Below are 11782 nucleotides of genomic sequence, written 5' to 3'. Positions count from 1 at the left end.
ACCAGGGGCGCTCGGCGGCCAGAACCCCGAGGAGTACGAGTGTCGTCTCTCGACGCCGCGACGAAGAAGCAGATCATCTCCGAGTTCGCCACCAAGGAGGGTGACACCGGCTCCCCCGAGGTCCAGGTGGCGCTGCTCTCCCGTCGCATCAGCGACCTGACCGAGCACCTGAAGACCCACAAGCACGACCACCACTCGCGCCGTGGTCTGCTGCTGCTGGTCGGCCAGCGTCGCCGCCTGCTGCAGTACCTCGCCAAGAAGGACATCCAGCGCTTCCGTGCGCTGGTCGAGCGCCTCGGCATCCGCCGCGGCGCGGCGGGCGCCCGCTAGCACGTGACGAAGGGAGCGGTTCCCGGACCCGGGAACCGCTCCCTTCGCCGTATCGCAGCACGGCCGCTCGCCACATCGCAGTACGGCAGCCTCTCGCGGACCGTCGAAGCTTTGTAGTCTTGTCACGCGAGACAAAGCCGTAGGACAGCACAGACAGCATGAGGAAGGAGCGCGCCCGAGACGCCGGTCCTCGGTAGTGGCCCCCGGACCCGTGGAGACCCCGCGGAGGCACCGGGAGCTTCGATCGAAGACCGGCCCGCACCGGGAGCGCTCCGCCAGTACACAGTCCGCCGCAGACGAGCAGCGGACACAGACGAGGAGATATTCCTGGTGGAGAACGAGACCCACTACGCCGAGGCCGTCATCGACAACGGCCCCTTCGGCACCCGTACCATCCGCTTCGAGACCGGCCGCCTCGCCAAGCAGGCCGCCGGTTCGGCCGTGGCCTACCTGGACGACGACACCATGGTGCTGTCGGCCACCACCGCCTCGAAGCAGCCCAAGGACCAGCTGGACTTCTTCCCTCTGACGGTCGACGTCGAAGAGCGGATGTACTCCGCGGGCAAGATCCCCGGCTCCTTCTTCCGGCGTGAGGGCCGCCCGTCCGAGGACGCGATCCTCACCTGCCGCCTGATCGACCGCCCGCTGCGCCCCTCCTTCAAGAAGGGCCTGCGCAACGAGATCCAGATCGTCGAGACGATCATGGCCCTCAACCCCGACCACCTCTACGACGTGGTCGCCATCAATGCCGCCTCCTGCTCCACGCAGCTCGCGGGCCTGCCCTTCTCGGGCCCGATCGGCGGCACCCGTGTCGCCCTGATCAAGGGCCAGTGGGTCGCCTTCCCGACCCACACCGAGCTGGAGGAGGCCGTCTTCGACATGGTCGTCGCCGGCCGCGTGCTGCCGGACGGCGACGTGGCCGTGATGATGGTCGAGGCCGAGGCCACCGAGAAGACCATCGAGCTGGTCAAGGGCGGCGCCGAGGCACCGACCGAGGAGGTGGTTGCCGCCGGTCTGGAGGCCGCCAAGCCCTTCATCAAGGTGCTGTGCAAGGCACAGGCCGACCTCGCCGCGAAGGCCGCCAAGCCCACCGGCGAGTTCCCGATCTTCCTCGACTACCAGGACGACGTCCTGGAGGCGCTCACCGAGGCCGTTCGCGACGAACTCGCCCAGGCGCTGACCATCGGGGGCAAGCAGGAGCGCGAGAGCGAGCTGGACCGCGTCAAGGCGCTCGCCGCCGAGAAGCTGCTCCCGCAGTTCGAAGGCCGCGAGAAGGAGATCTCCGCCGCCTACCGCGCGCTGACGAAGAACCTGGTGCGCGAGCGCGTCATCAAGGAGAAGAAGCGCATCGACGGCCGCGGTGTCACGGACATCCGTACGCTGGCCGCCGAGGTCGAGGCCATCCCGCGGGTGCACGGCTCGGCGCTGTTCGAGCGCGGCGAGACCCAGATCCTGGGCGTCACCACGCTGAACATGCTCCGCATGGAGCAGCAGCTGGACACCCTCTCGCCGGTGACCCGCAAGCGCTACATGCACAACTACAACTTCCCGCCCTACTCCACCGGCGAGACGGGCCGCGTCGGCTCGCCCAAGCGCCGCGAGATCGGGCACGGCGCGCTCGCCGAGCGCGCCGTGGTACCGGTGCTGCCGACCCGCGAGGAGTTCCCGTACGCGATCCGGCAGGTCTCCGAGGCGCTGGGCTCCAACGGCTCGACGTCCATGGGCTCGGTCTGCGCGTCCACGATGTCGCTGCTGAACGCCGGTGTGCCGCTCAAGGCCCCGGTCGCCGGTATCGCCATGGGCCTGATCTCCCAGGAGATCGAGGGCGAGACCCACTATGTGACGCTGACCGACATCCTCGGCGCCGAGGACGCGTTCGGCGACATGGACTTCAAGGTCGCCGGCACCAAGGAGTTCGTCACCGCGCTCCAGCTCGACACCAAGCTGGACGGCATCCCGGCCTCCGTGCTGGCCGCGGCCCTCAAGCAGGCCCGCGACGCCCGGCTGCACATCCTCGATGTGATGACCGAGGCCATCGACGTCCCGGACGAGATGTCCCCGAACGCGCCGCGGATCATCACCGTGAAGATCCCGGTGGACAAGATCGGTGAGGTCATCGGCCCCAAGGGCAAGATGATCAACCAGATCCAGGAGGACACCGGCGCCGACATCACCATCGAGGACGACGGCACCATCTACATCGGTGCCGCCGACGGCCCGGCAGCCGAGGCGGCGCGCGCCACCATCAACGGCATCGCCAACCCGACGATGCCCGAGGTGGGCGAGCGCTACCTGGGCACCGTCGTCAAGACGACCACCTTCGGTGCCTTCGTCTCGCTGCTGCCCGGCAAGGACGGTCTGCTGCACATCTCGCAGATCCGCAAGCTGGCCGGCGGCAAGCGCGTGGAGAACGTCGAGGACGTCCTGGGCGTCGGTCAGAAGGTCCAGGTCGAGATCGCCGAGATCGACCAGCGCGGCAAGCTGTCCCTCATCCCGGTCCTGGACGAGGCCGAGTCCGACAGCGGCTCCGCGACCGAGGGCGCCGAGGCGTCCGAGTCCGCCGCTGCGGTCTCCGAGTCCGGCTCCGCCGGAACCGAGGACGAGACCGCGAAGTGACGCGTACGTTCCGCACGACGGCCCGCCCCGCCATCCCGGCAGGGCGGGCCGTCGCCCGTACCAAGACCACGGCGAAGACCCGCACCCGGACCCTGATCCCCGGGCAGAACGGCGCGGGCACCGTCCGCAAGAGCGTGCTCCCAGGCGGGCTCCGGGTGATCACCGAAACCCTGCCGACCGTCCGCTCGGCCACCTTCGGCATCTGGGCACACGTCGGCTCCCGCGACGAGACGCGGGCGCTCAGCGGTGCCACGCACTACCTTGAGCATCTGCTCTTCAAAGGCACCGAGCGGCGCAGCGCACTGGAGATCTCGGCGGCGCTGGACGCGGTGGGGGGCGAGATGAACGCCTTCACCACCAAGGAGTTCACCTGCTACTACGCGCGGGTTCTGGACGCCGACCTGCCGCTGGCCATCGACGTGGTCTCCGACATGCTCACCAGCTCCGTCATCGACCCGGCCGAGGTCGAGTCCGAGCGCGGCGTGATCCTCGAAGAGATCGCGATGACGGAGGACGACGCGGGCGACTGCGTCCACGACCTGTTCGCGCACACCATGTTCGGCGACACCCCGCTGGGCCGCCCTGTCCTGGGCACCGTGGACAGCGTCAACGCCCTCGCCCGCGACCAGGTGGCCCGCTTCTACCGGAAGCACTACGACCCCACCCGGCTGGTGGTCGCCGCCGCCGGAAACCTCTCACACGAGAAGGTCGTCAGGCAGGTGCGGGCCGCGTTCGACCGCGCCGGAGCCCTCGACCGCACGGCCGGCGCCGATCCGGTCGGCCCCCGGTCCGGCAGCCGCACCCTGCGCGGCGGCGGCCGCGTCGACTTCCTGGACCGGCCGACCGAACAGGCCCACCTGGTGCTCGGCATGCCCGGCGTCTCCCGCCACGACGAGCGCCGCTGGCCGCTCGCCGTGCTCAGCACGGCGCTCGGCGGCGGTATGAGCTCCCGGCTCTTCCAGGAGATCCGCGAACGGCGCGGCCTGGCCTACAGCACCTACGCCTACACCTCCGGCTACGCCGACTGCGGCCTCTTCAGCGTCTATGTGGGCTGCCGCCCCAGCCAGGTGCCCGACGTGCTCAAGATCTGCCGTGAGGAACTCGACAGCGTCGCACAGCACGGGCTGAGCGACGACGAGGTACGGCACGCCATCGGCCAGCTGTCCGGCTCCACGGTGCTCGGCCTGGAGGACACCGGTGCGCTGATGCACCGTGTCGGCAAGAGCGAGCTGTGCTGGGGCGAGCAGATGTCCACCGACGACATGCTCGGCAAGATCGCCGCCGTCACCCCGGACGACGTCCGCGAGGTCGCCCGCCAGGTACTGGACCGGCGCCCCTCGCTGGCTGCCATCGGGCGGCTCACCGACCGCCAGACGGCCCACCTGCACGAGGCCGTGGCCTGACGGCCCTCCCTCCTGGGCCACACGTCTCACATGTCTCTCACGTAAGGAACGAGCACAATGAGCAAGCTGCGGGTAGCCGTCCTCGGCGCCAAGGGCCGGATGGGCTCCGAGGCCGTACGCGCCGTCGAGGGCGCCGACGACATGGAGCTGGTCGCGGCCCTCGGCAGCGGTGACCCGCTCAGCGCGCTGACCGAGGCGGGCACCCAGGTCGCCGTCGACCTGACCCGCCCGGACGCCGTCATGGGCAACCTGGAGTTCTGCCTGGCGCACGGCATCCACGCTGTCGTCGGCACCACCGGGTGGACCGACGAGCGGCTGGCGACGGTTCGCGCCCAGCTCGCCGAGTCGCCCGGCACCGGAGTGCTCATCGCCCCGAACTTCGGCATCGGAGCCGTGCTGACGATGCGCTTCGCGCAGCAGGCGGCCCGCTTCTTCGAGTCCGTCGAGGTCGTCGAGCTGCACCACCCCGGCAAGGCCGACGCGCCCAGCGGTACGGCTGTGCGCACCGCTCAGGTGGTCGCCGAGGCCCGCGAGGCCGCCGGCCTGCCGACGCAGCCCGACGCGACCACGACCTCGCTGGAGGGCGCGCGCGGCGCCGACGTCGACGGGGTGCCCGTGCACGCGGTGCGGCTGCGCGGCCTGGTCGCGCACCAGGAGGTCCTCTTCGGCGACGAGGCCGAGACGCTCACCATCCGGCACGACTCCCTGCACCGCAGCTCGTTCATGCCCGGCGTGCTGCTGGGCGTACGGAAGGTGCCTTCGGCCCCGGGGCTCACCTTCGGGCTCGAGAACTTCCTCGACCTGGACTGACCGGACGACGGAGCACAGCAGCATGCGCGCGAAGATCACCTACTTCCTCCTGGCCGCCGTCCTGGTCGTGTACTTCGTCCTGGTCGGCAGCCGGGGCGTGCTGCTGATCGAACAGGGCACAGCCGTCACCGTCGCCTTCGGCGTCGCCGTACTGGTGCTGCCGCTGATCGGCGCCTGGTTCCTGTGGCACACCACGCGCTTCGCCCGGCGGGCCGGACGGCTGGCCCGGCAGTTGGAGGCAGAGGGCGGGTTGCCGGTCGACGAACTCGAACGCACGCCCTCGGGACGTATCGACCGCGCCTCCGCGGATGCGGTGTTCGCGCGGCGCCGAGTCGAGGCGGAGCAGAACCCTGACGACTGGCGCTCCTGGTTCCGGCTCGCTGTCGCCTATCACGACGCCCGCGATACGCCGCGGGCCAGGAAGGCGATGCAGCACGCCATAGCCCTGCATGAGGCCGCCGCGCGCCGCCGGTGAGGGGGTGCCCCTGCGGGTACGTGGATGTCACCCGCCCGTACGGGACTCCGCGGCCCAGCTCTCGATCACGTCGGCCGCACGGTCAAACGCCCGCGGCCGGGACAGAAAGTCGGGATTGTGGCTGGTCAGCAGCGCCCGCTCGGAGTCGCTCGGCACCGTGGCAACCAGCGCCTGCCCCTGCACCGTACGCGGCAGCCCCAGCCACCGCACCGGCCGCTGCACCGTACGCACCGCCGCCACCTCGCTCCAGCGCAGCGTTGCGGTGCGCAGCAGCCCCACCTGTCGCAGTCCGCGGGAGCTGACCCACACCCCGCAGCGCAACAGCCGTACCGCGAGTACGACCAGCAGTACGCCGAAACCCGCGCATATCGCGCCGCTCGGCAGCCCGCCGGCCAGGGTGATGATCAGTGCGGAGAAGAGCACATAGGAGGAGAGCAGCAGCAGAAGTGCGCCGCTGCCCACCCGCCAGGGGCCCGGACGGTAGGGACGTCGCCACAGATCGCGGTCGGCCTCGGCGAGGGTCACCGACTGGGCCGCGAGTACGCGGTCTTCACGGTCGGCTGTCAGAAAGGGCAGGGGCACGGCAGGGTCCTCGCTCGGTCACGACAGGCTGGGCCCACGGCTGCTCGCCGCAGCGTGTGAGTGGTGTGAGCGGTGACATTAGCGAGACCTGACGGACCCGGCCACCCCCGGGTGCGTTCCCGGGGGTGGCCATTGGGTCATCGGCCCTCGGCCGCTGCCGGAGGCTGGTGCGAGGGCGTCTCGTGGTCGCTGAGCGCCGGCAGACCGAGCAGCACCGAGCCCACGAGCCCGGCGACGACGGTCAGCCCCACCAGGGCGCTGCCCGCGACCTCGCGGAAGCTGCGGCGGGCAGGGGGCGGCGGGGTGACATTGCTGCGGAACCGGTCGGCCTCAGCTATGAAGGCGAACGGGACGGACTCTCCGCGGCGGGACATGAAGGTGCGCTCCTGCGTGATCGTTCTGGGTCGGATATGGCTCTGCGTTGGTTATGAGGTGAACGTCCGGGTCGGCGTCCGAGTGCCCGCAACCGCCGGACCAGATGTGAAAAATATCAACCGGGACGCAGAGGTATGTAACCGGGGTCGTGTTTCTTCATCCTCGGACTCGTTTGTCCGCAAAAACATGGGCAAAACGGGCTACTCGCTCCGCTCGGCCTCGCTGTCAGCCCCGCCCCTTAGGCTGGCCCCGCTCAGCCAGACGTACGTGGAAGGACCAGCCGGTGACCGAAACCCCCGCCCCGCCCGCCCCCAGTTTCCGCAGCGACATGACCGTCGAGCTGGTCAAGCACAGCGCTTCCGACACCGATGTGCTCTGGGCGGCCCGGGTCTCCACCGCGGGCGAGCAGTCCCTGGACGAGCTGAACAAGGACCCGGAACGCTCCAAGGGCCTGATCAACTACCTGATGCGGGACCGGCACGGCAGCCCCTTCGAGCACAACTCGATGACCTTCTTCATCAGCGCCCCCCTCTTCGTCTTCCGGGAGTTCCACCGTCACCGTGTCGGGTGGTGTCTGGCTGGTGACACAGAGATCACTTTGGAGAGTGAAGCGGGGAATCTCCGGCGCAAGACGATCAAGGACTTGTACCAGCAATGGCACCACGGCGTGGAGGACCAACTCCCTTGGTCCGCAGGAGGAGTGACCTGGCACGCCAAAGCGGGTAAGTGGAGGGCTCAGGTGTGGCGCCAAGGCGTTTGCCACTACCTCGGCCTCCACGAGAGCCGGGAGGCCGCGGAGAGCGCGGTGCTGGAGTTCAGGGATCAGCATCCGACCACCCGGCTGCGACGGCTCGGTTCGGTGCGCCGCAACCACGTGAGGTGCTATGACGAGGAGACTCTCACCGCTCAGCGCGCTCGGATCGTCGATGTGATCGAGTCCGGAGTGAAGCAGCTGATCAAGATCACGACTGCTGCAGGCCGCGAGCTGCGCTGTTCGGTCGATCACGCGGTGTTCACTCCTGACGGCTGGTGCAAGGCCGGCGAGCTCAGGGTGGGAGACGCCGTCATGGCTGCCGGTACGGCGGCGCGGCCGAGCGACCGGCTCGTGCCGCCCGGTCTCCGCCGGGGTATCGGAGTGTGGACCTCGATGCAGCGCGAGCGTCTCATCGCCGAGCAGGATGTCTGCCATCTCTGCTCACGTCCGTTTGCCCGGCAGGACCTCGCCCTCGACCACGTCATCCCCGTGGTGGACGACCTGTCGCGCGCTTTGGACGAGAGTAATCTCGCCCCCGCCTGCGCTGACTGCCATGCGACCAAGAGCGCAGGTGAGCAGGCGCGGGCGAAGCGAGGCGGCAAGGTGGCGGTCGCTCGCCCGGACGAGATCGTCGCGGTGATCGAAGACGGCGAGGAGATGACCTACGACCTGTCGGTCGAGGGCCCCTGGCACAATTTCCTCGCGAACGGAATCGTCGTCCACAACTCGTACAACGAGGAGTCCGGCCGCTACCGGCAGCTCCAGCCGGTCTTCTACATCCCGGACGCGTCCCGCAAGCTCGTCCAGCAGGGCCGCCCAGGCAAGTACGAGTTCGTCGCAGGCACCGAGGAGCAGCACGAGCTGACCAGCCGCTCCATGGCCGAGGTCTACCGGAAGGCGTACGAGACGTACGAGGAGATGCTGGCGGCCGGTGTGGCCCGCGAGGTCGCCCGCGCGGTCCTGCCGGTGGGTCTCTACTCGTCGATGTACGCCACCTGCAACGCGCGCTCGCTGATGCACTTCCTCGGCCTGCGCACCCAGCACGAGCAGGCCAAGGTGCCCAGCTTCCCGCAGCGCGAGATCGAGATGGTGGGGGAGCTGATGGAGGAGCAGTGGGCCAAGCTGATGCCGCTGACCTACGCCGCGTTCAACGCCAACGGCCGAGTCGCCCCCTGACCCCTGCTCGGCGCGAACCGTGCCGCACTCCTACCCGCCGGTCGGCGGGGTGCGGGACGGTGTCCGTATTGCACCCTTTGGAGAAGTTCATCTAGGGTGATTGTGCGGTCCCGGCACTGCCTGAACCCCCGAGCAGGCAGTGCCGGGGCCCTCTCCGTACTCCCCACTCAGCGCCGGACCCGCCCACTTCCCCGCCGTACCCCCGCCGATTTCCCGGCGGATCTCCGCCGCATCGGCAGCCCCGAGGGAGCGTCGCGGGGTGCGCTGCGAGTAGCGTGGACCCTATGGCTCCGACCTCCACACCGCAGACGCCCTTCGGGCGGGTCCTGACCGCGATGGTCACGCCGTTCACCGCTGACGGCGCGCTCGACCTCGACGGCGCGCAGCAGCTCGCCGCCCACCTGGTGGACGCCGGCAACGACGGCCTTGTCGTCAACGGCACCACCGGTGAGTCCCCGACCACCACCGATGCGGAGAAAGCCCAGCTGGTCAAGGCGGTCGTGGAGGCCGTGGGAGACCGGGCCCATGTGGTGGCCGGAGCCGGCACCAACGACACCGCACACAGCCTCGAGCTGGCCCGCGCCGCCGAGAAGGCAGGCGCACACGGTCTCCTGGCCGTGACCCCGTACTACAGCAAGCCCCCGCAGGAGGGTCTCTACCAGCACTTCACGGCCATCGCCGACGCCACGGACCTCCCGGTGATGCTCTACGACATCCCCGGCCGCAGCGGTGTGCCCATCAACACCGAGACCTTCGTACGACTCGCCGAGCACCCCCGCATCGTCGCGAACAAGGACGCCAAGGGCGACCTCGGCCGCGCGAGCTGGGCCGTCGCCACCAGCGGTCTCGCCTGGTACAGCGGCGACGACATGCTCAACCTCCCGCTGCTGTCCGTGGGCGCCGTCGGCTTCGTCTCCGTGGTCGGCCACGTCGTCACTCCGGAGCTGCGCGCCCTGCTGGAGGCCCACCTGAGCGGCGATGTCGCCAAGGCGACCGAGATCCACCAGAAGCTGCTCCCGGTCTTCACCGGAATGTTCCGTACCCAGGGCGTCATCACTACCAAGGCCGCGCTCGCCCGGCTGGGCCTTCCCTCGGGACCGCTGCGCCTGCCGCTGGTCGAGCTGTCCCCCGAGGAACTGGAACAGCTCAAGCACGATCTCGCTCACGGCGGGGTACATCTGTAGATCTCAGACTTCACAACTGCATACCGCCGGACAACGGCAGCAGTGCACAACCGTGCATGACCCATCAGAACCAGCACGACACGTACGTACGACACGTGCGTCCGCGTGCGCATCATGAATATCGCGCGCCACGTGCCCAGGCGGGTGCGTGGCGCGCGTGGTAAGGAGAGTCTTTTGAGTCATCCGCATCCCGAGCTTGGCCCACCGCCAAAGCTCCCCGAGGGCGGCCTACGGGTCACCCCGCTGGGAGGTCTCGGCGAGATCGGGCGCAACATGACCGTCTTCGAGTACGGCGGCAGGCTCCTGATCGTCGACTGCGGCGTCCTCTTCCCCGAGGAGGAACAGCCGGGCATCGACCTCATCCTCCCCGACTTCACCAGCCTGAGGGACCGCCTCGACGACATCGACGGCATCGTCCTCACCCACGGCCACGAGGACCACATCGGCGGCATCCCCTATCTGCTGCGGGAGAAGGCCGACATCCCGCTGATCGGCTCCAAGCTGACCCTCGCCCTGATCGAGGCAAAGCTCCAGGAGCACCGCATCCGGCCCTACACCCTCGAGGTGGAAGAGGGACACAAGGAACGCATCGGCCCCTTCGACTGCGAGTTCCTCGCGGTCAACCACTCCATCCCCGACGCCCTCGCCGTCGCGATCCGCACCCCGGCCGGCATGGTCGTCCACACCGGCGACTTCAAGATGGACCAGTTGCCGATGGACGGCCGCCTCACCGACCTGCGGGCCTTCGCACGCCTCGGTGAAGAGGGCATCGACCTGCTGCTCAGCGACTCGACCAACGCCGAGGTGCCCGGCTTCGTGCCGCCCGAGCGCGAGATCTCCTCGGTGCTGCGCCAGGTGTTCGCCAGCGCCCAGAAGCGGATCATCGTGGCCAGCTTCGCCAGCCATGTGCACCGCATCCAGCAGATTCTCGACGCCGCACACGAGCACGGCCGCCGGGTCGCCTTCGTGGGCCGCTCCATGGTCCGCAACATGGGCATCGCCCGCGACCTCGGCTACCTCCAGGTCCCAGCTGGCCTCGTCGTCGACGTCAAGACGCTCGACGACCTCCCGGACGACGAAGTCGTGCTGGTTTGCACCGGTTCCCAGGGCGAGCCCATGGCCGCCCTCTCCCGGATGGCCAACCGGGACCACCAGATCCGAATCGTCCAGGGCGACACGGTGATCCTGGCCTCCTCCCTCATTCCGGGCAACGAGAACGCCGTCTACCGCGTGATCAACGGGCTGACCCGGTGGGGCGCCAACGTGGTGCACAAGGGCAACGCCAAGGTGCACGTCTCCGGCCACGCCTCGGCGGGCGAACTGCTGTACTTCTACAACATCTGCCAGCCGCGCAACCTGATGCCCGTCCACGGCGAATGGCGCCACCTGCGTGCCAACGCCGAACTGGGCGCGGCGACCGGAGTGCCGCACGACCGCATCGTGATCGCCGAGGACGGGGTCGTGGTCGATCTGGTCGACGGCAAGGCCAAGATCAGCGGCAAGGTCCAGGCCGGCTATGTGTACGTCGACGGTCTTTCGGTCGGCGACGTCACCGAGTCCTCCCTCAAGGACCGGCGCATCCTCGGCGACGAGGGGATCATCTCGATCTTCGTCGTGGTCGACAGCACCACCGGCAAGATCGTGGGCGGCCCCCACCTCCAGTCCCGTGGCTCGGGCATCGACGAGTCCGACTTCGCCGCGGTCATCCCGAAGCTCGACGAGGCCCTCGCCAAGTCGGCGCAGGATGGCGTCGCCGAGACCCACCAGCTCCAGCAGCTGGTGCGCCGCACGGTCGGCAAGTGGGTCTCCGACACCTACCGCCGACGTCCGATGATCCTCCCCGTGGTCGTAGAGGTCTGACGCCCTGTCGGCCCCGACACATGCGCACGTTCGTGCGAGTGTTCGGGTCCACGGGCAAGCGGGGCGCCTCGATTTGCCTCCGGGCGCCCCGCTCAAGTACGTTTACATCTCCACCGCATCGGGAACCCGGAGCCGCCACGGCCTGGGAACGGCCGATGGCCAGGAATCCGAAATCGACTCGGAAACGAGCCGGAAAAAGATTCTGGTAAGGTTGGAA

General features: G+C 69.1%; 10 protein-coding genes. 8 read left to right on the top strand and 2 right to left on the bottom strand.

Features of this window, described 5'->3' with window-relative positions; all coding sequences use genetic code 11:
• Positions 1–39 precede the first annotated feature (39 nt).
• From rpsO to JW592_RS29995, 5 genes are all read left to right on the top strand, one after another.
• Positions 40–330, top strand: a complete 291-nt coding sequence (gene rpsO / locus JW592_RS30015) for a 30S ribosomal protein S15 (protein ID WP_016470189.1) — start codon at positions 40–42, stop codon at positions 328–330.
• Positions 331–660: 330 nt separating this feature from the next.
• Entirely contained in the window at positions 661–2946 is a 2286-nt protein-coding gene (locus JW592_RS30010; RefSeq protein WP_209268410.1) for a polyribonucleotide nucleotidyltransferase, read from the top strand.
• Positions 2943–4349: a M16 family metallopeptidase gene (locus JW592_RS30005; protein WP_209268409.1), complete on the top strand. Its 1407-nt coding sequence runs from the start codon at positions 2943–2945 to the stop codon at positions 4347–4349. The genes JW592_RS30010 and JW592_RS30005 overlap by 4 nt, the downstream gene beginning before the upstream one ends.
• Before the next feature lie 57 nt (positions 4350–4406).
• Positions 4407–5159: a 4-hydroxy-tetrahydrodipicolinate reductase gene (dapB, locus tag JW592_RS30000; protein ID WP_209268408.1), complete on the top strand. Its 753-nt coding sequence runs from the start codon at positions 4407–4409 to the stop codon at positions 5157–5159.
• A gap of 22 nt (positions 5160–5181) precedes the next feature.
• On the top strand, positions 5182–5634 hold the full coding sequence (locus JW592_RS29995) for a tetratricopeptide repeat protein (RefSeq protein WP_209268407.1): 453 nt from the start codon (positions 5182–5184) through the stop codon (positions 5632–5634).
• Between the two features lie 27 nt (positions 5635–5661).
• Here JW592_RS29995 and JW592_RS29990 read toward each other — a convergent pair whose 3' ends face one another.
• Together JW592_RS29990 and JW592_RS29985 are read right to left on the bottom strand one after the other, a co-directional pair.
• Positions 5662–6216, bottom strand: a complete 555-nt coding sequence (locus JW592_RS29990; protein WP_209268406.1) for an SCO5741 family PH domain-containing membrane protein — start codon at positions 6214–6216, stop codon at positions 5662–5664.
• 137 nt (positions 6217–6353) lie between these two features.
• Positions 6354–6590, bottom strand: a complete 237-nt coding sequence (locus tag JW592_RS29985; RefSeq protein ID WP_209268405.1) for a hypothetical protein — start codon at positions 6588–6590, stop codon at positions 6354–6356.
• Between the two features lie 284 nt (positions 6591–6874).
• Here JW592_RS29985 and thyX point away from each other — a divergent pair, with 284 nt between their 5' ends.
• The 3 genes from thyX to JW592_RS29970 all read left to right on the top strand — a co-directional run bounded on the left by thyX (position 6875) and on the right by JW592_RS29970 (position 11565).
• Positions 6875–8521 (top strand): FAD-dependent thymidylate synthase, encoded by a 1647-nt coding sequence (gene thyX, locus JW592_RS29980; protein WP_209268404.1) that lies wholly within the window; start codon positions 6875–6877, stop codon positions 8519–8521.
• A 284-nt stretch (positions 8522–8805) separates the two neighbouring features.
• The gene (dapA, locus tag JW592_RS29975) at positions 8806–9705 is read left to right on the top strand and encodes a 4-hydroxy-tetrahydrodipicolinate synthase (RefSeq protein ID WP_209268403.1); all 900 of its coding nucleotides are present in this window, start codon (positions 8806–8808) and stop codon (positions 9703–9705) included.
• Positions 9706–9879: 174 nt separating this feature from the next.
• Positions 9880–11565, top strand: coding sequence for a ribonuclease J (locus tag JW592_RS29970; RefSeq protein WP_209268402.1), 1686 nt, complete (start codon positions 9880–9882; stop codon positions 11563–11565).
• Positions 11566–11782 lie beyond the last annotated feature (217 nt).

This window comes from Streptomyces spirodelae (genome assembly GCF_017676385.1).
GTDB classification, from domain to species: domain Bacteria; phylum Actinomycetota; class Actinomycetes; order Streptomycetales; family Streptomycetaceae; genus Streptomyces; species Streptomyces spirodelae.
Note: the sequence above shows the minus strand (reverse complement) of the source record. Positions and strands in the feature narration are given on the sequence as shown.

Excerpts from the sequence above, each read along its gene's own strand:
- JW592_RS29995 (WP_209268407.1), top strand. The coding sequence starts at position 5,182 with ATGCGCGCGAAGATCACCTACTTCCTCCTGGCCGCCGTCCTGGTCGTG.
- dapA (WP_209268403.1), top strand. The coding sequence starts at position 8,806 with ATGGCTCCGACCTCCACACCGCAGACGCCCTTCGGGCGGGTCCTGACC.
- dapB (WP_209268408.1), top strand. The coding sequence starts at position 4,407 with ATGAGCAAGCTGCGGGTAGCCGTCCTCGGCGCCAAGGGCCGGATGGGC.
- JW592_RS29985 (WP_209268405.1), bottom strand. The coding sequence starts at position 6,590 with ATGTCCCGCCGCGGAGAGTCCGTCCCGTTCGCCTTCATAGCTGAGGCC.